This is a genomic window from Bacillus sp. AK128, assembly GCF_053903075.1.
Genome location: NZ_CP096379.1, coordinates 1124488 through 1147692 on the forward strand (window position 1 = coordinate 1124488; position 23205 = coordinate 1147692).

Annotated in this window: 23 protein-coding genes; 19 read left to right on the forward strand and 4 right to left on the reverse strand. The window is 38.1% G+C overall.

Going from position 1 to position 23205, the window contains the following annotated elements; all coding sequences use genetic code 11:
- Nucleotides 1-85: 85 nt before the first annotated feature.
- Nucleotides 86-1084, forward strand: coding sequence for a YhcN/YlaJ family sporulation lipoprotein (locus M1D60_RS05300; RefSeq protein ID WP_456278138.1), 999 nt, complete (start codon nucleotides 86-88; stop codon nucleotides 1082-1084).
- Nucleotides 1085-1122: 38 nt separating this feature from the next.
- Here M1D60_RS05300 and M1D60_RS05305 read toward each other — a convergent pair whose 3' ends face one another.
- A complete protein-coding gene (locus M1D60_RS05305; protein WP_456278139.1) occupies nucleotides 1123-1503 on the reverse strand; it encodes a hypothetical protein in 381 nt (126 codons plus the stop codon).
- Nucleotides 1504-1686: 183 nt separating this feature from the next.
- Here M1D60_RS05305 and M1D60_RS05310 point away from each other — a divergent pair, with 183 nt between their 5' ends.
- The 7 genes from M1D60_RS05310 (at nucleotide 1687) to yajC (ending at nucleotide 6951) form a co-directional block, all read left to right on the forward strand.
- A complete protein-coding gene (locus tag M1D60_RS05310) occupies nucleotides 1687-2232 on the forward strand; it encodes a BofC C-terminal domain-containing protein (protein WP_456278140.1) in 546 nt (181 codons plus the stop codon).
- A 98-nt stretch (nucleotides 2233-2330) separates the two neighbouring features.
- Nucleotides 2331-2936, forward strand: coding sequence for a Holliday junction branch migration protein RuvA (ruvA, locus tag M1D60_RS05315; protein ID WP_456278141.1), 606 nt, complete (start codon nucleotides 2331-2333; stop codon nucleotides 2934-2936).
- Between the two features lie 18 nt (nucleotides 2937-2954).
- On the forward strand, nucleotides 2955-3965 hold the full coding sequence (gene ruvB, locus M1D60_RS05320) for a Holliday junction branch migration DNA helicase RuvB (RefSeq protein ID WP_456278142.1): 1011 nt from the start codon (nucleotides 2955-2957) through the stop codon (nucleotides 3963-3965).
- On the forward strand, nucleotides 3952-4149 hold the full coding sequence (locus tag M1D60_RS05325) for a DUF2905 domain-containing protein (protein WP_456278143.1): 198 nt from the start codon (nucleotides 3952-3954) through the stop codon (nucleotides 4147-4149). Before ruvB ends, M1D60_RS05325 begins: the two co-directional genes overlap by 14 nt.
- Nucleotides 4150-4454: 305 nt before the next feature.
- Nucleotides 4455-5504 carry a tRNA preQ1(34) S-adenosylmethionine ribosyltransferase-isomerase QueA gene (queA, locus tag M1D60_RS05330; RefSeq protein ID WP_456278144.1) on the forward strand — a complete coding sequence of 350 codons (1050 nt, stop codon included), beginning with the start codon at nucleotides 4455-4457 and terminating at the stop codon, nucleotides 5502-5504.
- Complete coding sequence (gene tgt, locus M1D60_RS05335) at nucleotides 5501-6640, forward strand: tRNA guanosine(34) transglycosylase Tgt (RefSeq protein WP_456278145.1); 1140 nt, start codon at nucleotides 5501-5503, stop codon at nucleotides 6638-6640. The genes queA and tgt overlap by 4 nt, the downstream gene beginning before the upstream one ends.
- A gap of 50 nt (nucleotides 6641-6690) precedes the next feature.
- The gene (gene yajC / locus M1D60_RS05340) at nucleotides 6691-6951 is read left to right on the forward strand and encodes a preprotein translocase subunit YajC (RefSeq protein WP_456278146.1); all 261 of its coding nucleotides are present in this window, start codon (nucleotides 6691-6693) and stop codon (nucleotides 6949-6951) included.
- 43 nt (nucleotides 6952-6994) lie between these two features.
- Here yajC and M1D60_RS05345 read toward each other — a convergent pair whose 3' ends face one another.
- On the reverse strand, nucleotides 6995-7384 hold the full coding sequence (locus M1D60_RS05345; RefSeq protein ID WP_456278147.1) for a TIGR04086 family membrane protein: 390 nt from the start codon (nucleotides 7382-7384) through the stop codon (nucleotides 6995-6997).
- A gap of 204 nt (nucleotides 7385-7588) precedes the next feature.
- Between M1D60_RS05345 and M1D60_RS05350 the strand changes: the two genes are divergently transcribed.
- Both M1D60_RS05350 and M1D60_RS05355 read left to right on the forward strand, forming a co-directional pair.
- Nucleotides 7589-8878 (forward strand): ArsB/NhaD family transporter, encoded by a 1290-nt coding sequence (locus M1D60_RS05350; protein ID WP_456278148.1) that lies wholly within the window; start codon nucleotides 7589-7591, stop codon nucleotides 8876-8878.
- A 94-nt stretch (nucleotides 8879-8972) separates the two neighbouring features.
- Complete coding sequence (locus tag M1D60_RS05355; RefSeq protein ID WP_456278149.1) at nucleotides 8973-9620, forward strand: DUF421 domain-containing protein; 648 nt, start codon at nucleotides 8973-8975, stop codon at nucleotides 9618-9620.
- Nucleotides 9621-9802: 182 nt separating this feature from the next.
- Here M1D60_RS05355 and spoVB read toward each other — a convergent pair whose 3' ends face one another.
- Nucleotides 9803-11359, reverse strand: coding sequence for a stage V sporulation protein B (spoVB, locus tag M1D60_RS05360; RefSeq protein WP_456278150.1), 1557 nt, complete (start codon nucleotides 11357-11359; stop codon nucleotides 9803-9805).
- Nucleotides 11360-11527: 168 nt separating this feature from the next.
- Here spoVB and M1D60_RS05365 point away from each other — a divergent pair, with 168 nt between their 5' ends.
- The 3 genes from M1D60_RS05365 to secDF all read left to right on the forward strand — a co-directional run bounded on the left by M1D60_RS05365 (nucleotide 11528) and on the right by secDF (nucleotide 14729).
- Nucleotides 11528-12022: a COG2426 family protein gene (locus M1D60_RS05365; RefSeq protein ID WP_456278151.1), complete on the forward strand. Its 495-nt coding sequence runs from the start codon at nucleotides 11528-11530 to the stop codon at nucleotides 12020-12022.
- Nucleotides 12023-12090: 68 nt separating this feature from the next.
- Nucleotides 12091-12351 carry a post-transcriptional regulator gene (locus M1D60_RS05370; protein ID WP_456278152.1) on the forward strand — a complete coding sequence of 87 codons (261 nt, stop codon included), beginning with the start codon at nucleotides 12091-12093 and terminating at the stop codon, nucleotides 12349-12351.
- A 128-nt stretch (nucleotides 12352-12479) separates the two neighbouring features.
- Nucleotides 12480-14729 carry a protein translocase subunit SecDF gene (gene secDF / locus M1D60_RS05375; protein ID WP_456278153.1) on the forward strand — a complete coding sequence of 750 codons (2250 nt, stop codon included), beginning with the start codon at nucleotides 12480-12482 and terminating at the stop codon, nucleotides 14727-14729.
- Between the two features lie 43 nt (nucleotides 14730-14772).
- On the opposite strand, the gene M1D60_RS05380 is transcribed toward secDF, so the two are convergent.
- On the reverse strand, nucleotides 14773-15642 hold the full coding sequence (locus M1D60_RS05380) for a cation diffusion facilitator family transporter (RefSeq protein ID WP_456278154.1): 870 nt from the start codon (nucleotides 15640-15642) through the stop codon (nucleotides 14773-14775).
- A 287-nt stretch (nucleotides 15643-15929) separates the two neighbouring features.
- On the opposite strand from M1D60_RS05380, the gene M1D60_RS05385 reads away from it, so the two are divergent.
- From M1D60_RS05385 to dtd, 6 genes are all read left to right on the forward strand, one after another.
- Nucleotides 15930-16829, forward strand: coding sequence for a cation diffusion facilitator family transporter (locus M1D60_RS05385; protein ID WP_456278155.1), 900 nt, complete (start codon nucleotides 15930-15932; stop codon nucleotides 16827-16829).
- 14 nt (nucleotides 16830-16843) lie between these two features.
- Nucleotides 16844-17215, forward strand: coding sequence for a LapA family protein (locus M1D60_RS05390; protein ID WP_456278156.1), 372 nt, complete (start codon nucleotides 16844-16846; stop codon nucleotides 17213-17215).
- Nucleotides 17216-17275: 60 nt separating this feature from the next.
- Complete coding sequence (gene recJ, locus M1D60_RS05395; protein WP_456278157.1) at nucleotides 17276-19618, forward strand: single-stranded-DNA-specific exonuclease RecJ; 2343 nt, start codon at nucleotides 17276-17278, stop codon at nucleotides 19616-19618.
- Nucleotides 19619-19633: 15 nt separating this feature from the next.
- Nucleotides 19634-20146, forward strand: coding sequence for an adenine phosphoribosyltransferase (locus tag M1D60_RS05400; protein ID WP_456278158.1), 513 nt, complete (start codon nucleotides 19634-19636; stop codon nucleotides 20144-20146).
- A gap of 209 nt (nucleotides 20147-20355) precedes the next feature.
- Nucleotides 20356-22554, forward strand: coding sequence for a RelA/SpoT family protein (locus M1D60_RS05405; protein WP_456278159.1), 2199 nt, complete (start codon nucleotides 20356-20358; stop codon nucleotides 22552-22554).
- A gap of 9 nt (nucleotides 22555-22563) precedes the next feature.
- Nucleotides 22564-23004 (forward strand): D-aminoacyl-tRNA deacylase, encoded by a 441-nt coding sequence (dtd, locus tag M1D60_RS05410; RefSeq protein ID WP_456278160.1) that lies wholly within the window; start codon nucleotides 22564-22566, stop codon nucleotides 23002-23004.
- The last annotated feature ends 201 nt before the right edge of the window (nucleotides 23005-23205 follow it).

A 23205-nucleotide genomic window follows, 5' to 3' on the forward strand; every position in this document is an offset into this window, starting at 1 on the left:
CTTGCCATGATAGTAGAGAGTGTTAAAGTTTTAAATCACACTCAAGGAACGATCATCTATCATCATAAAACGGGGGGTATTTGCGTTGAATAAAAAAATCTTGTATACACTATCAACCGCCTTTTTGTTAAGTGGTCTTACTGCTTGTAATAACAATGCAGATGAAGGTGCAATGGGAACTAACGGCGCAAGACAGGTTGGGTATTACTCAGATGAAAATCATGCAAATGAAAATGCCACTGGTAACGCAATTTTACCAGACCGTGACAATGATGGGCCTGTAACAGAAATGTTAGATCGTGCAGGTGATAACAACAATAATAATAGAGGCAATAACACACGAAATGTGAATAACACGGGTAATATGAATAACAACACACGAAATGTGAATAACAACAATGGTAACAACCATGACACCAATTATCGTAATGCCGGTAATATTGGCACAAGAGATGATGGTTTTATTGATCATCAAAACGATGGTGGACCGAATCGTGGAGAAAGTGAATTTACTGACAACGACAGTCTTACTGGTGTTTGTTACGGTTGTTATGGTGCACCTAATACTTTACAGGAGTTTGGAGATAACACTGGAGTTAATAATCCAACAAGACCAGCTGCTGAGGATCGTGGTTTAAAACGAGATAATCGCTTTGCTCGATCTGACTATAATTATCATGGACAAATGGCTGGGCGAGACAATAACACACGTGCTTCCTATAATAATAATTACAATGGTCGTTTAGCAGAAGAGATTTCTAACAGAGTTCAACAAGTAATAAATGTTGAGGATGTTAGAACCATTATTAATGGCGATGACATATTGGTTGCAGTAGATACAAACGACCGCAATAACAATACGGTAGAGCAGCAAGTGCGTGATGCAATTCGTTCAGTAGCAGCTGGTAAGGATGTTAGAGTGGTAACAGATGAGGGGATTTTCACAAGAGCTCGTAATATTGACAATGAGTTACGCGATGGAGGTCCTACAGAAGATTTAGATACAGATGTTCGTGATATGTTTCGAGAAATTGGTGACGAAGTAGAGGATGCAGTAAGAACGCCTTTCCGTGACACAAAATAATAACTAAAAAGTAATGAATTTTGGAGTAGGTATCATACCTACTCTTTTTTTTCGTATTTCTTCCAAGCTTCATAAAAAATTTTTGCGTCACCATGTAACCAGTTCTGAGCTGCTTTTTTTTCAAAAAGCTCCACATGGTTTTGAAAAATCCGCTTGGCAAACATTAAGTTTGTATCCCTAATGTATTGATTAAACATGTTAAGTGTTTTTCTTTCTGAAAGAGTTAATGATTCAAAAGAACCGTCTTCTTTTTCTGCTTTAATAATCATGACGAATTCTCTCGCATTTTTGTTTAACATCGTATATGTTTTGGACTCAGTTAAGCGATCCCATTCTTTATATATAATCTCACGCGCTTTTGTATATCTAGATTCTTCACACATTTTATTGACTAGTATAACAACACTTTCGATTTTCATTTTTCACCTCTTACTGAGACTATAGACAACTCAATTATTATCGGTAGAGAGAGGATAGTCAATATTTTTATGGAGACACTATAAAAAATAAACCAATTGGATAAATTTTCATTGACTGGATAGACTATATTACTGTTTACCGATCATTACTAAGTATTAAATTGCAAAAAAGAGGTGTATACAATGAAAATAAAAAAACAGTATACAAAAATTCTGTGGTTAGGTCTCTTCCTTTTTAGTCTTACAGGAATTCTAATAACTTCTGCCGAAGAAACCGAAGAGCCGGTTCCAACTGCTAAAACAGAAGCATACGAGGTGACAGGTCCATTAACAGTCACTGTTATTTTAGAGCGAGTTTACTTAGATGGAGAAGTAAGTGAAGAAGTTAAAGAAGAAACGATTTGGTCAATGGAGGATTTTTGGGCGGAATATTCTTCATGGCAGCTGATCGATCAGGATGAAGAATTAATTGTTTTTCAAAAACAAATAGATGATATCTCCCCCTTATTAAAGGCTAATGGATATTTTGGATTAACAGAGAATGGAACATTAACAATTTTTAATGGCAAGCCTAATTCTGATAATGTCATTCAATCATTCTTTCAAATAGATGTGAGTAAGCTAGAAAGTCGTCAACACGAAGAGTTGAAAAAAGGGATTCCAATCCACTCAAAGGATAATTATGTAGAGGTGTTAGAGGTATTTAAGACTTTTTCAATGTCTCCATAACGCGACAAGGTGAACCAAACCAAGGTTCGCCTTGTTTTATGTTGTACGATAAAATTTATGCTAAAATAAAAACAGCTTACTTAAGGGAGAGAGACAAGTTGATTGAGTTTATAAGGGGAAAAATTGTGGATGTAAATCCAGAATATATTGTGATCGACAATCAGGGAATCGGATATTTAATACATACACCTAATCCATATATATATGAAAGTCATGTTGATACCATTGTTTATACGTATCAGCATGTAAGGGAAGATATATTAGCTTTGTATGGTTTTCCATCTAGGAAGGACCGGGCTTTATTCATGAAGCTTCTTAATGTTACAGGGATCGGACCTAAAGGAGCACTAGCCATATTAGCGTTTGGCAGACCAGAGCAGGTAGTTACTGCGATAGAAGAAGAGAATGATTCTTTCCTTGTGAAATTTCCTGGGGTTGGTAAAAAAACAGCGAGACAAATCATACTCGATTTAAAAGGAAAGGTATCTGATTTAGTGGATGCAAATACAGCTGAAGGTCTTTTTGTGATTGAACCGACCAAGCTAGAATCTAATCTTGCACTTGAGGAGGCTCTTGAAGCTCTTAAAGTACTAGGTTATGCAGACCGTGAAATTAGGAAAGTAACACCTCACCTTGAAAAGGAAGAGATGACAACCGATCAATACATCAAAGCAGCATTACTTCAGCTCGTGCAGGGAAAATAAAAGAAAGGAGGGATGGTAGTGGATGAACGTCTTGTTTCGGTAGAAGCAGTTTTTGAAGAAGAGTCCATTGATCAAACACTTCGTCCTCAATTACTTGAGCACTATATTGGGCAAACTAAAGTAAAAGAGAATCTTAAGGTCTTTATTGAAGCAGCTAAAATGAGAAATGAAACGTTAGACCATGTACTACTTTATGGTCCTCCGGGGTTAGGAAAGACAACACTGGCTACGATTATTGCAAATGAGATGGGTGTCCAAGTTCGAACAACATCTGGACCAGCTATTGAACGCCCAGGGGATCTTGCGGCTATTTTAACAGCGTTAGAGCCTGGTGATGTTCTGTTTATCGATGAAGTACACCGTCTACAGCGTACAATTGAAGAGGTTCTATATCCAGCTATGGAGGATTTCTGTCTCGATATTGTGATTGGAAAAGGTCCAACAGCAAGGTCTGTTCGAATTGATTTACCTCCTTTTACGTTAGTCGGAGCTACAACAAGAGCAGGCGCCCTATCAGCCCCTCTTCGAGATCGTTTCGGGGTATTAAGTCGTCTAGAGTATTATAATGAGGAGCAGCTTGCTGGGATTGTCGACAGAGCAGCCTCGATTCTCCAAGTAGAAATCGCCGAGGAAGCGACAGTAGAAATTGCAAGAAGGTCTAGAGGTACCCCAAGGATTGCAAACCGTTTACTCCGAAGAGTTCGTGATTTTGCACAAGTAAAAGGAAATGGAATCATTGATAAGGACATTTCTAGTGAGGCACTAGAAATGTTACAAGTGGACCGACTAGGACTTGATCATATTGACCATAAATTGATTATAGGGATTATTGAGAAATTTAGAGGTGGTCCAGTGGGACTTGATACCATTGCGGCCACGATTGGTGAAGAATCTCATACGATAGAGGATGTGTATGAGCCCTACCTTCTTCAAATTGGCTTTTTACAAAGAACACCGAGGGGGAGAATCGTTACAGAGCTTGCTTATCGTCATTTTCAGTTGGAGGTGCCAAAAAATGGAGATGCCTAAACTATTAATGATAGCAGGAGCTGTTTTAATCATAATTGGAATGCTTTGGCACTTCGTGGGCAGGCTCCCTGGCGATTTCGTCTTTAAAAAAGGAAATATGACATTTTACTTTCCAATTGTCACATCCATTATAGTTAGTGTCGTTCTATCTTTGATTTTTTATTTGATTGGTCGATTTAGATAATAAAAAATAAGCTCCTTTCTAAAAGATAGTTTTGTTCTTTAACGGCGTTATAATACTGAGTTGATTGGAGCGGAGGGCATTTGACTCCTGCGGGAGATAGAGGGAAGTGTGAGACCCCACAGGCGAAGCCGAGGAGGCTCACATCCCTCCCCGCGGAAAGCAAATGCCTGCAGCGGAAAACAACGGACAAAGTTTTTAAGTTCCTACTTGTTGGAAGTGCAACAAAGTATGCTAAGATCTTGTCTTAACTTGTTTTAAAAAATCTATAAAAACAATATAAAAATAAATGAAATAGGTGAAGATCATTGAAGGTTGATTTATTTGATTTTGAGCTCCCGGAAGAGCTTATTGCACAAACTCCATTATTGAACAGAGAAGCATCAAGGTTGATGGTGTTGGACAAAAAAACAGGTGAGATTCAACACGAAGAATCATTTAGAGCGATTCTTTCTTATTTAAAAGAAGGGGATTGTCTTGTTTTAAATGATACTAGAGTCCTACCTGCTCGATTATATGGTGTGAAGGAAGAAACAGGAGCCAAGGTTGAGGTCTTGTTATTAAAGCAGCTTGAGGAGGACCAGTGGGAGACATTAGTAAAACCTGCTAAACGAGTCTCCGAAGGAACTGTTGTTTCGTTTGGAGATGGACAGCTTAAAGCGACATGTATTGGAACCAGTGAGTATGGAGGCCGAATTTTTAAGTTCTCGTATGAAGGTATTTTTTATGAAGTGCTTGAACAATTAGGTGAGATGCCATTGCCGCCTTATATTCAAGAACAATTGGGTGATCAGGAAAGATACCAAACTGTATTTTCCAGGGAAATGGGTTCGGCAGCAGCGCCAACAGCCGGCTTACATTTTACAGAACAACTATTAGACGATTTACGAAATAAAGGTATACATACAGCTTTTATTACCTTACACGTAGGACTTGGTACGTTTAGACCAGTCACGGCAGAGTCCATTGAAGAGCATGATATGCATGCGGAATTTTATCAAATGACAGAAGGAACGGCGAGATTGCTAAATGATGTGCGTGAAAAAGGTGGACGAATTATTACAGTGGGTACTACTTCCACAAGAACGCTCGAAACAATAGCATCGGAAAATGAAGGTAGATTTGTGGAAGCATCAGGTTGGACAAGCATATTTATCTTCCCTGGTTATCAATTTAAGGGGGTTGACGGAATGATCACTAATTTTCATCTCCCTAAATCAACATTGATTATGCTTATTAGCGCTTTAGCGGGTAGAGACAACGTTCTTCATGCCTATCGTGAAGCAGTAAAAGAAAAATACAGATTTTTTAGCTTTGGAGATGCAATGCTTATTATCGAAGGGAGTAAACAGCTATGACAGCCATCCGATATGAATTTATAAAGGCGTGTAAACAAACAGGTGCAAGACTAGGAAAGGTACACACTCCGCATGGATCATTTGATACCCCTGCCTTTATGCCAGTTGGTACGTTAGCAACGGTAAAGACGATGGCTCCAGAAGATCTAGAAGCAATGGGTGCTGGGATTATCTTAAGTAATACCTATCATTTATGGCTGCGACCAGGTCATGACATTATTAAAGAAGCGGGTGGACTTCACAGATTTATGAACTGGGACGGGGCGATTCTAACCGATTCAGGTGGATTTCAAGTATTCAGTTTAAGTGACCTCCGAAAAATAGAAGAGGAAGGTGTTCACTTTAGAAACCACTTGAATGGTGAAAAGCTATTTTTATCACCAGAAGGTGCTATGGAAATACAAAATGCTTTAGGCTCTGATATTATGATGGCTTTTGATGAATGTCCTCCTTATCCAGCTGAATTTGATTATATGAAAAAATCAGTTGAGAGAACAAGTCGATGGGCAGAAAGATGTTTAACGGCTCATCAACGCCCACAAGATCAAGGATTATTTGGAATCATTCAGGGTGGAGAATATGAAGAGCTTCGCAAGCAGAGTGCTAGGGATTTAGTGTCTCTTGATTTCCCAGGCTATGCAATTGGAGGTTTATCGGTTGGGGAACCTAAGGATGTGATGAATCAAGTGTTAGAGTTTACGACTCCTTTAATGCCTAGTGATAAACCAAGGTATTTAATGGGTGTAGGTTCACCGGATTCGTTAATTGACGGCGCTTTACGCGGAATAGATATGTTTGATTGTGTGTTACCAACGAGAATTGCTAGGAATGGAACCTGCATGACAAGTGAGGGGCGTTTAGTTGTAAGAAATGCTAAGTATGAACGAGATTTTGGTCCAATCGACCCGAATTGTGACTGTTATACTTGCAAAAATTATTCCCGTGCTTACATTCGACACCTTATTAAGTGTAGTGAAACGTTTGGAATGAGATTAACGACTTATCATAACCTATATTTTCTGTTAAAATTAATGGAGCAGGTTAGACAAGCAATTCGAGAGGATCGCTTAGGTGATTTTAGAGAAGAGTTTTTTGAAGCATACGGATTTAATAAACCAAATGCAAAAAATTTCTAGTCATGAGCTTGGCCTACTATGAGTATAGAATAGAAAGGGGTGAAAAATAGATGGAAATGTTAACTTCAATTGGTCCACTTATACTGATGTTTGCAATCTTTTATTTCTTGTTAATCCGTCCTCAACAGAAAAAGCAGAAGGCAGTTAGACAAATGCAAGCTGATCTGAAAAAAGGCGATAAGATTGTAACGATTGGTGGTTTACATGGTATTGTAGACAGCATTGATGAAAGTACAATCGTAATTAAGGTAACTGATGGTTCAAGACTTGCGTTTGACCGTGCGGCAGTACGTGACGTAGTACAGAGCTAAAAAAAAGAGCGGATGCACCGCTCTTTTTTCTATCTATCCTCCATTACTGTGAGCTAGGCTTCCCACCAGCAATGTTAACTCCCATGATTCCGCCAATAACCGCCGTTGCTAGATAGCCAAGGTGATAGAATGTTTGCTCAAGTGAAAATCCAGATTCTTTACCAAGGAATTGGTATAAAAGGACAATGCATGTAAACAATACGGCTGTTGCTCCACCCATCATCCAGCCTTTTTCCTTCCCTTTTCCTCCTGAAATAAATCCACCTGCAAATAATGCAAAAAATGATAAAGCCATAATCAACCACTGTAAAGAGGTTTCCTGTAAGTCAGTGAAACGTAAAAGAAGTGAAAAAATCACACTACAACTAAGAATAATCACAAGAACTGTTAACACGCCAAAAATGACTGCAGAGACCATATTTCTAGCATCCATCTTGAATCTCTCCTCCCGGTGATGTATCTGGTTAGCTAGTATATAATACTAGCCAAGCTCTTTAGAACAAGCATATTCAGGAGGTACTTATTTTAGAATGAAAAGAATGGTGAAAGTTATTTAGTTTCGGATAGTTTTAAGCATGTCCCTTCTTTTCTTGTCATAGGATGAGGTAGAGAAACTTGAAAAGTTGGGGTGGCAAAAGTGATTACGGTCTTAGCATGTGTGATCTTTATTTGTAGCTATTTAATTATTATGACAGAGAAAATAGACCGTACATTAGTGGCTGGTATGGGTGGAGTTCTTATGCTGGTCGTTGGAATTTTTGACACGCAGAAGGCATTTTTAAATTATATTGACTGGAATACCATTGCTTTGTTATTTGCGATGATGATTTTAGTTTCTGTTACAAGTAAAACAGGAATCTTTGAGTTTGTAGCGATATATATAGCCAAAGCTGTCAGGGGACATGCTATTCCTTTATTATTCATGATTTCACTTGTTACAGCCCTGGGTTCAGCCTTTTTAGCTAATGTAACGACCGTTCTTTTATTGGTACCCATTCTGTTTAAGATTATCCGAATATTAAAGGTGCCTGCCATTCCTTATTTAATCGGAATTATTTTATCCGCCAATATTGGTGGAACAGCAACCTTAATCGGTGACCCACCGAATATGATGATTGGTCAATCTGTGAAGCATCTGACCTTTAATGATTTTCTGCTTCATTTATCACCTATTGCTCTTATTATCTTTATAACTATCATGGCAGGTGTAATCTTCCTGTATCGAGATAAACTCTATGTAAGTGAAGCCAATAGACTTGAACTATTATCCTTAGATCCCAAGCAGTATATCAATAAAGATTCTGCGCTTATTCCATCGTTAATGGTACTTTTTATCACGATTTGTGGTTTTATTTTAAATCCACTTATACATATTGAGCTGACGAGTATTGCTTTAGCTGGTGCAGTTTTAATATTATTATTAACTCGTCAAACGGTTAAAGTAGAGGAAGTCTTTAAAGAAGTGGATTGGTCAACACTCTTCTTTTTTATCGGACTTTTCCTATTAGTTGGTGGGATTGAAGAGGTTGGAGTTATAGATGAATTTGCACGAGGAATTATTTATTATACAGAAGGGGATTTGCCGAAAACAGCAATCCTTATCCTATGGATTACAGGGCTATTTTCCGGAATTGTTGATAATATCCCTTTTGTTGCAGCGATGATTCCAGTCATTCTCGAGTTTAAAGATTATGGGATGACTAATTTGGATCCACTTTGGTGGTCACTCGCTTTAGGGGCATGCTTAGGTGGAAACGGTACTTTGTTAGGAGCATCCTCTAATTTGGTGGTCGTGGGTCTCGCCTTAAAGGAGAAAGTCCAAATACAGTTTTTAGATTTTATGAAAATCGGAATTCCAGTCGTTCTGGTATCTCTAATTTTGTGTACGGTTTATATATATTTACGTTACTTACTACCATTTTTATAGCATATTGGAAAATCCTTCGGCTCATGAATTGGCGAGGGTTGTATAAACTAAATGAGAATTCATGAGCGTATGTTTAGAAGGGGGATACTTTTAAATGGAGTATGTTTCAATCGTTGCTCGTACTCTGTTTTTATATGCATTAATCGTATTTATTTTCCGGATGATGGGTAAGAGGGAAATCGGAGAACTGAGTATTTTAGATTTAGTTATTTTCATTATGATTGCCGAAAGTGCAGTAGTGGGGATTGAGAATACAGAGAAGCCGATCTTTGAGACTATTTTTCCTATGTTATTGCTCATGATTATCCAAATTTCATTGGCCACCATTTCATTGAAAAGTAAAAAAATTAGAGAATTACTTGATGGTAAACCAACGATGCTCATTGAAAATGGGGAAATTAAAGAAAAGGAAATGAGAAAACAGCGCTATAACTTTGATGATTTGCTTACTCAACTTAGAGATAAGAATATCAATAACTTAGCTGATGTGGAGTTTGCCATTCTAGAACCAACAGGAAAGCTGTCTGTATTCGAAAAGGACAATAAGAAGAGAAGCACCCTGCATTTACCTTTAATCGTCGATGGTGAGGTTCAGGAACAACATTTGAAGATACTAGATCAGACCAACCTTTGGTTACGTCAACAGCTTCGTAAGCTAGGCTATCGTAATGTGAAGGAAATTTCCTTTTGTAGCTATGATAATGGTGTGTTTTATATTGATTTAATTGATAAAAAAAGGTAGACCAATTTTGAAGTAACAATTGGGAGCTACCTTTTTTGTTTGGTCTCTTTTGCAATACTTTGGACTTTATACTAAAGTATGAATTTGGTACGTTGATTTCCAATATAAAAGCAACCAAGTTTAAAGAAATACCAAAAGAAAAAAGTGAGCACAACGCTCACTTTTTTTAAGCTTCGAGTTTTCTATACCCCAAAGTATTTTCCGATATAAGGGATTTTTCTTAGTTCTTCTTTATGAACAAGCTTTAATACGAGTAAAAGAATCAAGTAGACAATTGTAGTTACGCCCACTGCAAGTAATGTTCGCAAGATTAGAGATGCAGAGTCTATGGCGTAGATAAAGAAGTAATGACCAGCAAGTCCTGCTGCAATCATGGTAAAAAAGCTTTTTATATACTCTCTAGCATATATGGTATACGAAATGACCTTAATAACGGTAGAGAAATGTAATAACGTTACAAGCACTGTACTAATGACAATCGCAAGTGCTGCTCCCATAATTCCAAGTTCTGGTCTTGTTGCCAAGGCAAAAATGACGGCAATCTTAACTACTGCCCCGATAATACTATTAATCATGGCTGCCTTTGCTAAATCAAGTGCTTGTAATACAGCCTGTAGTGGACCTTGGAAATAGTAAAAAATAAAGAATGGTGCCATAACCTTTACATAAATGGCTGCATTAGAGGATCCATACATGAGTTGCATGACCGGCTCTGCAAATACATAAAGGATGACAACTGCAAGTCCTCCAGACACAAACGATAATCGAAGAGCCTGCTGAAGGCGATGCTCAATCAATAATGTCTTGTTTTTGGCTGCAGCCTCACTGATAGCTGGGACAAGAGACACAGATAATGAATAAGTGATGAAAGATGGTAAAAATAATAGTGGTAAGGCATAGCCTGTTAACTCACCATATTGTTTGGTTGCAAGTGATGTCGTTACACCTGCGAGTAATAAGCTTTGGGTGACGACAATCGGTTCAAAAAAGTATGCAACAGAGCCGATTAAACGACTTCCTGTCGTTGGTAGAGCAATTGCCATGAGACTTTGAAAAGTCTCTTTTCCTGATTTAACAGACTTAAAGAAGTTTTTACGAACTCGGACCCTTTTTTTCATTTTAAACATCATGATCATATACAACAGGGACGCGAGTTCACCGATCACAACCGAAATCATTGCACCAGCTGCAGCGTATTCGACACCGTATGGTAAGAAGGCTTTTGTGAATACAGCTACTAATGTTATTCTCACAATCTGTTCAATAACCTGTGAGTATGCTGCTGGTCTCATGTTTTGGCGGCCTTGGAAGTAACCCCTTAATACGGCGGAGATAGCGACGATTGGAACAATTGGTGAAATCGCAATTAAAGGATAATACGTTCTATGATCTGTTAGGAGAGTCTGTGATAAAACAGGTGCTAACAAAATCATTCCGGTCGTAAAAATAATACTTAGGATTCCTGTAACCGTTAGGGAAACGACTAAAATCCTCTTAATACGTTTCCTGTCTCCATGTGCTTCGGCTTCTGCTACAAGCTTTGAAATCGCAACTGGTAATCCCATTTGAGTAAGGGTGATGGTTAAAAGTAAAGTAGGCACTGCCATCATGTATAGCCCTACGCCTTCCTCCCCCATAATCCTTGCCACAACAATTCGATTAACGAATCCTAGTACTCTTGTGATTAATCCAGCTAAAATTAATATTAATGTCCCTTGTAAAAAGGTTTGTTTGGACATGAGCTACCCTACCTTCTCAAACGAAGTCTAATCATATACAATATCTATATGCGGTAAGGTGGGCCAAGCATGACAGAAAGAGGACAACATATGTTTTAATTTATTTGAATATAATTCCCATATCTATTTCTTATAGATCGATTACATAAAAAAGGGGATTATAAACAAATGAAAGAGAAGATTAGTGATTTTCTTGTACAGAACCTAACGTTTTTACCTCCAGAGCTACTTGTCATGATTGTATCAGCAATGCCTATTCTCGAGCTAAGGGGTGGTTTACCTCTTGCCTATCTACACTACGATTTTTCACTCGTAAAATCATTTTTTCTAAGTGTGATTGGCAACATTCTACCTGTTATTCCGATTCTCTTATTATTTCAGCCAGTTAGTAAGTGGCTACTACAGTTCAAGTGGTATAATAAACTTTATAATTGGTTATATCATCGAACTATGAAAAAAAGTAAAGATGTTGAAAGATATGGAGCAATAGGATTGATGCTGTTTACAGCGGTTCCATTCCCAACCACTGGTGCTTATAGTGCGTGTATTGCAGCCTTGTTATTTTCGATTAGGTTTCATTATGCTCTTATTTCCATCAGTCTAGGTGTAGTGATAGCAGGAATCCTTGTGAGCCTGGGCCTATTATCAATTTCTATTTTTTAAATGTTAAATCCTTATAGAAACAAGAGAACAATCATTTACGTAAAAAAGTTGGACAAGGAGGAAAGAATATGAACTGGGAAGAAATGCGTGAATATGTCCAACCTGCTATTCAAAGTAAGGTAGAGGAATTTCATATCTATGGATTAAACCGTGCAAATGAAGCGGAGGTTTGGGATTGTTTAATAAAGAAAAAGTGGAAGCGGCTGGAGGAGCCTAAACCCCTTCGCGATACGGTCAATGATATTTTATCTTTATCAACCACTGTCTATATGAGTTTTATTACAGTTGAGGCCTATAAACAACCATTTGTTTTTCCTTCCACTCCATAATATTGCTTGGAAAAATTGACAGAGCATATGGATTCTTTCATAATTAAACGGTACATATATACAATAGCAATTATACTAATCATCAAAACCTGAGTGCTCGCATTTAACGAAGGAGGATTTTTTTAAGAATGGTTAAAAAGGGTCGCATTATCATATTTTTTCTATTAGTTCTACTATTAGGTGGACTAATTGGAGCAACGACAAACGGAGTTACGAATAATATCAAGCTAGGATTAGATCTCCAAGGTGGCTTTGAGATACTCTATGAGGTTCTGCCAGCAGAAGAAGGCGATGTAATTACACAGGATGTTTTGGTCAGCACCGTTAAAGCATTAGAAAAACGTGTAAATGTTTTAGGTGTTAGTGAACCAAGAATTGATATCGAAGGTGAAGATCGAATTCGTGTTCAATTAGCTGGAGTTCAAGATCAAAATAAGGCAAGGGAAATTCTATCCACGGAAGCTAAGCTGACATTCAGAGATGTAAATGATGTGGAGTTATTGGATGGGGCTGATTTAGTAGAAGGTGGAGCATCACAAACCTTTGATTCGAATAATCAACCAATTGTTGCCTTAACCTTGAAGAATGCAGAGGATTTTGCAAAGGCTACTCAGCATGTTCTTGACTTATATCCTCAGAACTTAATGCCTATTTGGCTAGACTATGAGGAAGGGGATTCCTTTACAGAAGAGTCTGTAAAGCCAGATCCAAAGTATTTATCGGCACCACAGGTTAGTGAAGTCTTTAATACAACCACTGTAACGATTACTGGTACGTTTACGATTGAGGAAGCAAAGGAACTAGCAGACCTATTAAACGCAGGTTCACTGCCAGTAGAGCTTGAGGAAATGTATTCTACTTCTGTAGGAGCTCAGTTTGGTGAACAGGCATTACAAAAGACCGTATTTGCAGGAATTATAGGAATTCTACTTGTTTTCTTATATATGTTAATTTTCTACCGCTTCCCTGGGGTTATTGCGGTTATTACGCTAAGTGTCTACATTTATCTTGTGTTATTAGTATTTGACTGGATGAATGGTGTTCTTACTCTACCTGGTATTGCAGCACTTATATTAGGGGTAGGGATGGCCGTTGACGCAAATATCATAACCTATGAGCGTATAAAAGAGGAATTAAAAACTGGTAAAACGGTTATGTCGGCTTATAAGTCAGGTAATCGTCGTTCCTTATCCACTATATTAGATGCGAACATTACAACACTACTGGCCGCAGGTGTATTATTTGCTTACGGGACAAGCTCTGTAAAAGGGTTTGCAACGATGTTAATAGTGAGTATTTTATTAAGCTTTCTTACCGCTATCTATGGGACTCGACTATTTTTAGGCCTTTGGGTGAACAGTCGTTTCTTAAATAAGAAAGTATCTTATTTTGGTGTAAAAGAGTCAGATATTCAAAACATCGAAACAGGGGAAACAGATTATTATATTCCTACTAAGTTTGATAAATTTGACTTTGTAAAACATCGGAAAAAGTACTTTATGTTCTCAGGAGCGATGGTGGTGGTGGGAGCAATCCTACTCTTAACATTAAAGTTAAACCTTGGAATTGATTTTGCGAGTGGAACTCGTGTAGAAGTGATGTCTACGGATACATTAACAGTTGAAGAAGTTGAAACGGAGATTGCCACACTTAATTTTGATATAGAGCCTAGAGATATTACTCTATCTGGCGATCAAAATGAGATAGCGGTCGCTCGTTTTATTGACACATTAACAGAAGATGAAATTGCAACATTAAAGAGTCATTTTATCGAGAAATATGGTGCTGAACCAAATGTTAGTACGGTCTCTCCGACTGTTGGGAAAGAGCTTGCTAAGAATGCCTTTTACTCGGTGTTAATTGCATCAATCGGAATCATCATCTATGTGACGATTCGCTTTGAAATATATATGGCAATCGCAGCGATTATTGCGTTGTTACATGATGCATTCTTTATTATCGCATTCTTCAGCCTATTACGATTAGAGGTTGATTTAACCTTTATCGCGGCTGTCTTAACAATTGTCGGATATTCCATAAATGATACGATTGTAACCTTTGACCGGATCAGGGAAATTATGAAGATTCGTGGCAAAAAGGTTAAAACCTTTGATGACATAGCATCAGTTGTAAATGATAGCTTACGTCAAACACTTGGACGTTCAGTGAGCACGATATTCACCGTCGTCATTGTAACGGTTGCCTTATTACTACTAGGTAGTAGCGCGATTACTAATTTCTCATTGGCTCTATTAGTAGGGTTAGTTGCGGGTACGTATTCTTCCTTATTCATTGCAGCACAGCTATGGCTAATTTGGAAGAGTAAAACATTAGGTAAAAAGAAGGCCCGTCCAGTTGAGGAAGATCTTGAGCCTTAAAGAATACATGAGAAAAGAGCTTGGACCTTGTCCAAGCTCTTTTCTATGGTTTATTTGGTTCAATATGAATATGAGCATTTCGGATGTTGTGCTTTGTGAATAGATTTCTCTCAATTTCTTCAGTAATCCTATGACTTTCACCTACATTTAAATTATGGTCTGTGATAATCGTGATGTCTGCGAAAATTTGGTTACCATGCATTCGTGCTTTCACACTTTTTACACTCTCAATATTTGAGTGATTCTTCACGGTATTTTCAATTTCTTTCAATTCCTCTATCTCAAAACCATCAGTAAGCTCCATTGTTGCATCTCGAAAGACTGAAATCCCTGTTCGGATAATAATTAGTCCTACTAAGATCGCAATAACAGTATCGAACCAGTAAAGGCCGAACTGTGAGGCGGTAATTCCTATAAACGCACCAATACTGACAAGTGAATCTGAAAGATTATCCTTTGAGGCAGCTTTAATGGATTGGCTTTTAATTTTTTCGGCTAAATTCTTATTATACAAATAGACAGAAAACATAATAATAGAACTAGCTAGTGCTACCCAACCCGTAATCATGTCTGGTACTGTATTGCCAGCTTCTGTTAGGTTCTTAATTCCCTCAATAGTAACCTGTATACCGACCGAAACCATGATAAAAGCAGCAATCAGCGATGCAATCGTTTCAGCACGATAATGTCCGTATTGATGATTTTTATCAGGAGGCTTTCTTGCTATTTTTAAACCAATGAGTACCGCAACAGAGGCAATTACATCCGTTGAATTATTTAACCCATCAGCTAGCAAGGCACCTGAATTTCCCCAATACCCAATTACCAGTTTTGAAATGGATAAAATGATATATGTACAAATGCTTAACCAAGCACCCTTTTCCCCCATTTTGAGGTTATCATTTACCTCCAATCCGTACCCCTCCTATCATTTACCTAGTCATTTCCTTATAGATGTATTATGACTAGTTTTAAATTTAATTATCCTTTTCTAATGAATTGTTCTTGTTAGAAATAGCCAATTCCCTCAAATTTTTTAACAAAGTAGGTTACAATAAGGGTATGATTGGTAAATGCCTTTTAATAATTATTACTACTGTTATAACGGATTGGAGTATTTTAACTTGGCTTCTAAGGACTTAGAACCAAATGTAAACATAATTGCAATAAGGGTCATTTTAAGGAATAGGGTGTGTAGGAATGGGGAATGAAAAGGATCGCTTTAAAGAGGCTGAGTTTGCCGCGATGGTGGGTGTCGTTGGGAATGTATTATTGGCCTTATTAAAAGGGATCGTAGGGGTTACAAGTAATAGTAGAGCATTAGTAGCGGATGCTGTGCATTCAGCTTCAGACGTTGTCGGTTCGTTAGCAGTTTATATAGGGTTAAGAGCGGCAAAGCGGCCACCTGATGATGATCATCCATATGGTCATGGAAAGGCAGAATCTATAGCCGCCATTATAGTGGCAGTGCTATTATTCTTAGTCGGGATAGAAATAGGGAAATCCTCTATTGAATCGTTTTTTCTTGAAATAGAAGCACCCAAAATGGCTGCAATCTATGCAGTTGTATTTTCTATCCTTGTAAAGGAATGGATGTTTCGTTATAAATACAAATTGGGTAAACGTATTAATAGTGATGCCATTATCGTAAACGCCTATGAACACAGATCAGATGTGTTTTCATCCATTGCTGCTTTAATTGGTATTAGTGGAGCAATTGTTGGTGGTAAACTGGGGCTTGATTGGCTCGTCTATGCTGACCCTGTTGCAGGATTAATAGTTGCGATCATGATTCTAAGAATCTCATGGAAGCTTGGTGCAGAATCTATACATAATACATTAGATCATGTTTTACATGACGAAGATACCCAGGAAATGAGAGAAATTATCCTAAACGTAGACGGAGTTAAGAAAATTGATGGACTTTTTGCTCGTGAGCACGGTCATTACGTAATTGTCGACTTGAAAATATCCGTCGATCCGTATATCACGGTAGAAGAGGGACATAAAATAGGTAAACATGTTAAGGAACGATTAATGGAGCATTCACATGTACAAGATGTATTAGTTCACGTCAATCCATATAATGAGGATGATTAAGAGGGGGAATCAAAATGAAGGGACAATGGACCTTAATAATTGCATTAGTTTTTGCATTAATTGTTGCGATCTTTGCTGTGATCAATGTCAACCCAGTTAGCGTTGATTATTTATTTGGAACGGCATCATGGCCACTCATTTTAGTAATCTTAGGCTCTGCTGCAATGGGAGCCTTTGCAGTTGGAGCAGCGGGATTGTTCAGAGTCTTGCTTTTACAAAAACGAGTTAGACAGCTTCAAAAAGAAAATGAACAGCTAAAGAAAAAGGTTAATGAGCACCTTCAGAATGAAGATCTGAGAAAACAGAACTATTTGAAGGGAAATGAAAATAAGAAGGAAGATACCCAAGAGGAAGAAGTAGAAAAGGTTGAGCATCCTTCAGAATAATTGTTACCATTGTCACCCCTTTTCCTCTCCTGTATAATGAGTGGGTCAAGGGGTGATTTCATGCTTTCGTCTAAAACAAGATGGATTCATAAGGAAACGAACGAACAGTTAGCTAAGCAGCTTTCAGATGAGCTTTCGATTTCCTATATAGTTGCCAATCTATTAGTTAGTAGAGGTATAACGACTGCTTCAGAAGCTGAGCAGTTTCTAAATATAGAACAATCTACTTTTCACGATCCGTTTCTACTTAAAGGAATGGACCAAACGATTGAGAGAATACAAACTGCCATAGAAAAAGCTGAAAAGATTTTGGTATTTGGTGATTATGATGCAGACGGGGTAAGTAGTACAACGGTTATGCTTCGCGCACTAAGAGCCAAGGGTGCGGATGTTGAGTTTTACATACCTAATCGATTTCGAGAGGGCTATGGACCAAATAGAAATGCTTTTCAGTGGGCATATCAAGAAGGCTACCGTTTAATTATCACGGTTGATACCGGGATTTCAGCATTAGACGAAGCCCGGTATGCGAAGGAGCTTGGTATTGATTTAATCATCACAGATCACCATGAACCAGGACCGGAGCTACCCGTTGCTTTTTCCATTATTCATCCAAGGCTACCGGGAAGTGAATATCCATGCGGAGAGCTAGCTGGTGTTGGGGTTGCACTAAAGGTTGCACATGCACTTCTAGGCGAATGTCCTACAGATTATGTAGGAATTGCGGCAATTGGGACCATTGCAGATTTAGTACCTCTACATGATGAAAACCGGCTTATTGCCGTAAAAGGCATAAAAGCATTAAGAAACACGAAAAATCCAGGAGTTCATGCTTTATTATCTGTTTGTAATGTAAATCAAAAGGAAATAACTGAAGAAACAATCGGTTTTTCAATTGGACCAAGGATTAATGCTGCGGGGAGACTAGGAGATGCGGATCCAGCCGTTCACCTATTTCTTACAGACGACAGTGAAGAAGCAGAGCAAATCGCTTCAGAAATTAATCAAATCAATAAAGAAAGACAGAAAATTGTCAATGAGATGACTGAAGAGGCGGTTGAGCTCGTTGAAGCAAATTATCCACTGGAAGACAACTCTGTTTTAGTAATTGGTAAACAGGGGTGGAATGCGGGGGTAATTGGGATCGTTGCTTCAAGATTGGTGGAGAAATTTTATCGACCAACGATTGTTTTAAGCTTAGATGAGGAAGCGAAAGTAGCAAAAGGGTCTGCTCGTAGTATTGAAGGCTTTGACCTATTTGAAAATTTATCAACTTGTCGAGATGTTCTTCCTCATTTTGGTGGACATACAATGGCAGCCGGTATGACGGTGGAAATTAGTAAAATCGATGAATTAAGAGAGCGTCTCATCACATTAGCAAATGATAAGTTGACCAAGGATGATTTTACTCCGGTCACGTATGTTGATATTGAGTGTAGTCTTGAAGATATAACGATTGAAGCAATTGAAGAATTAGGTAAACTAGCTCCGTATGGGGTGGGAAATCCAAAGCCAAAAGTAACGATTCCAGTTGCTTCTCTTTCTCAGATGAAAAGAATTGGTCAGGATCAAAGTCATCTTAAGCTATTACTAGAGCAATCGGGGACTAGCCTTGACGCGATTGCCTTTGGATTCGGTCATGTGTATGACGAAATTTCAGCACAGGCTAGGTTGTCAATTTTAGGTGAGCTTTCTATAAATGAGTGGAATAACTTTAGGAAGCCGCAAATTATGGTTAATGATATTATGATTAAAGAGTGGCAGCTGTTTGACTGGAGAGGCCAAAAGAGCCTTACCAAGCAAATAGAATCAATGGGCTCGCATAAAAGGAAGATTATTGTCTTTAATGAGTCAACAATAGAGAAGCTTGCTTTACACAGTTTTAAGGAGCATATCTTATTTGTAAATAACGATTACCATACAGAGTTAGATAGTTATGAGGATTATCTAATACTAGCGGATCTTCCTCCGACACTTTCTACGTTGGAAAAGATGATTCAGAAAACAAGTCCATCACGAATTTACACAGTGTTTCATCAAACAGAGTCACATTTTTTCAATACGATTCCTACTAGAGAGCACTTTAAATGGTTTTATGGATTTCTTGGAAAGAACAAACAGTTTAATATCAAAACACAAGGTGACCAACTAGCTAAACACCGTGGTTGGTCCAAAGAATCGATACAATTTATGTTAAAGGTGTTTTTTGAATTAGAATTTGTTACAATAAACAATGGCATTATTTCATTAACTGATCAACCGAAAAAACGTGATTTAACAGACTCAGAAACATATATGTTGAAGCAAAGCCAAATTGAGATCGAAAATATGATGATCTATTCATCGTATTCACAATTAAAGGATTGGTTTGATCATGTTTATAAAGGGTTGGTAACAGTATAGGAGGCAACATCATTAATGGATTATAAAAAATATGTTACAGTCGTTCCGGACTGGCCTAAAGAAGGAATACAATTTAAGGACATTACTACGTTAATGGACAATGGTGAAGCATATAAAAGTGCGACAGACGAGATTGTCAAATTTGCGCAGGAACAAAAAATTGACCTAGTAGTTGGACCAGAAGCTAGAGGCTTTATTATTGGTTGTCCAGTAGCTTATGCTCTTGGTGTAGGATTTGCACCAGTTCGTAAGGAAGGAAAATTACCTAGAGAAGTAATCAAGGTACAGTACGGGTTGGAGTACGGCTCTGACGTTCTTACGATGCATAAGGATGCAATTAAGCCAGGTCAACGTGTATTAATTACAGACGATCTGCTAGCGACAGGTGGAACGATTGAAGCGACAATTGATCTTGTTGAACAACTTGGTGGAGTCGTTGCCGGTATTGCTTTCTTAATTGAGTTAAGTTATTTAGATGGTCGTAAAAAGTTAGGTGGCTACGACGTTCTTACATTAATGACATACTAAAAGCGTGGAAAAAGAGTGTTTATACGACACTCTTTTTTTACAAGGCTTTGTACATTCTCCTGTGTCCTCATTGTAGAAATTTCTGCGAAATCCTTTACATCCATGTCCATTTTCAAGATAATAGTAACAATAATAATTTTAATCTAATAGAGTAAATAAAGAGAAGAAGACACGCTTCTCTTTATTTATCTTATAAATCAGGTGATCTTATGGCAAATGAACAGGTACTAACAGCTGAACAGGTGATTGAAAAGGCTGCTAAATACTTAACACAAGAAAAAGACCTACAATTTATTCAGCAAGCATATGAGTTTGCCAAACAAGCCCATCAGGAGCAGTACCGAAAATCTGGTGAACCATATATCATACATCCCATACAGGTAGCTGGAATTCTAGTAGATTTAGACATGGATCCAGTGACTATTTCTGCTGGTTTTTTACATGATGTGGTAGAAGATACAGAGGTTACACTAGAAGATCTTGAAAATACTTTTAATAAAGAAGTGGCCATGCTTGTTGACGGAGTGACAAAGCTAGGAAAGATTAAATTCAAGTCACAAGAAGAGCAGCAAGCGGAAAATCACCGTAAAATGTTTGTAGCGATGGCTCAAGATATCCGGGTGATTTTAATCAAGCTAGCTGACCGACTTCATAACATGCGAACTCTTAAGCATCTTCCTCAGGAAAAGCAAAGAAGAATTTCTAACGAAACATTAGAAATCTTTGCACCACTTGCCCATCGACTCGGGATTTCAAAGATTAAATGGGAGCTTGAGGATACGGCATTACGATATTTGAATCCTCAGCAGTATTATCGAATCGTCAATCTCATGAAGAAAAAACGAGCGGAACGGGAAGAGTATCTGCACACGGTGATGAATGAGGTCCGGGAGCGATTAAACGAAGTTTCTATTAGTGCAGATATAAATGGTAGGCCAAAGCATATTTATAGTATTTATCGAAAAATGGCCATTCAAAATAAGCAGTTTAACGAAATCTATGATTTATTAGCAGTACGAATTGTTGTGAATAGTATTAAGGATTGCTATGCGATTTTGGGGATTATCCATACGGCTTGGAAGCCAATGCCCGGTAGGTTTAAAGATTATATAGCAATGCCTAAGACAAATATGTATCAATCCCTTCATACGACTGTAATTGGTCCACAAGGTGATCCACTTGAGGTTCAAATTCGTACTCGAGAAATGCACCACATCGCAGAATATGGGATCGCAGCTCACTGGGCTTATAAGGAAGATAAACAGGTCAATGAAGAGGAATCTTTTGAAAAGAAGATTACATGGTTTAGAGAGATTTTAGACTGGCAAAATGATGCTAGTAACGCAGAAGAGTTTATGGAATCTCTAAAAATTGATCTATTTTCAGATATGGTATTCGTCTTTACCCCAAAGGGAGATGTATTTGAGCTTCCGTCTGGTTCAGTTCCGATTGACTTCTCTTACAGGATCCATTCAGAAATTGGAAATAAGACGATTGGTGCTAAGGTAAACGGGAAGATGGTGACTCTTGACTATAAGCTGAAGACAGGTGATATAGTTGAAATTCTCACCTCAAAGCATTCGTATGGTCCTAGTCAAGACTGGTTAAAGCTAGCCCAAACGTCACAAGCAAAGAATAAAATTCGCCAATTTTTCAAGAAGCAGCGTCGTGATGAAAATGTAAGTAAGGGAAAAGAGCTAGTTGAAAAAGAGATAAAAGCTTTTGATTTAGATCCAAAAGAGATCCTCGTTAATGATAATCTAAAACGTGTAGCAGATAAGTTTAATTTTTCAAATGAAGAGGATATGTATGCGGCTGTAGGATATAACGGAATTACAGCAGCACAAATTGCAACAAGATTAACAGAGAAGTGGAGAAAGAAACGAGATCTTGAGCAGGAATCAACGATTGCAGATGCTGTTCAGGACTTGAAGAAGTTTACGGTCACGAAGAAGAAAGAAAGTGGAGTTCGAGTTCAAGGCATTGATAATTTGTTAGTAAGACTATCAAAATGCTGTAATCCGGTTCCTGGTGATGACATAGTTGGTTTTATCACAAAGGGAAGAGGAGTCTCTATTCACCGTGATGACTGTCCGAACGTTCATACGGATGAAGCAAAGGATCGCCTACTGATTGTTGAGTGGGAAGGAAATGCTAGAGAGGGTAAAGAGTATAACGTTGAAATCGAAATTTCTGGCTATGATCGTCGTGGATTATTGAATGAAGTATTGCAGGCGGTTAATGAAACAAAGACAAATATAACTGCCGTGTCAGGACGTTCGGATCGAAACAAAATGGCGACTATTTCTATGGCTATTTCGATCCATAATGTGTCCCATTTACAAAAGGTTGTGGACCGAATCAAACAAATCCCTGATATATACGCAGTTAGAAGAATGATGCATTAAGGTGATGAAATGAGAGTAATTGTACAAAGAGCAAAAAATGCAAGTGTAACGGTTAACCATGAAACAGTTGGTAAGATTAGCAATGGATTTATGCTATTAGTTGGCGTTACTCACTCAGACACGTCAGAGGACGCAGTATATGTTGCAGATAAAATTGCAAATCTACGTGTGTTTGAGGACGATCAAGGGAAAATGAATCATTCTCTACTAGATATAGAAGGTGCGGTTCTTTCTGTTTCACAGTTCACGTTATATGGAGACTGTCGCAAGGGAAGGCGCCCCAATTTCATGGAAGCGGCTAAACCTGACCATGCTAGTATCATATATGAAGCGTTTAATGATGAACTTAGAAACAAAGGAATCCACGTAGAAACCGGAACATTCGGAGCAATGATGGACGTTCAATTAACAAATGTGGGTCCGGTCACTTTAATAGTTGAAAGCAAATAAAGAAGAAGCCTATGGTTGGGCTTCTTCTTTATTATTTTATTTGAAGGCTATGTTTTTAATAATTTTTTAATAATAGTTTTGTTAAAACCTGGAGTTGGTTGGAGCGGAAGGTGCTTGACTCCTGTGGGAGATGAGGGAAGTGTGAGACCCCACAGGCGAAGCCGAGGAGGCTCACATCCCTCCCCACGGAAAGCAAGCACC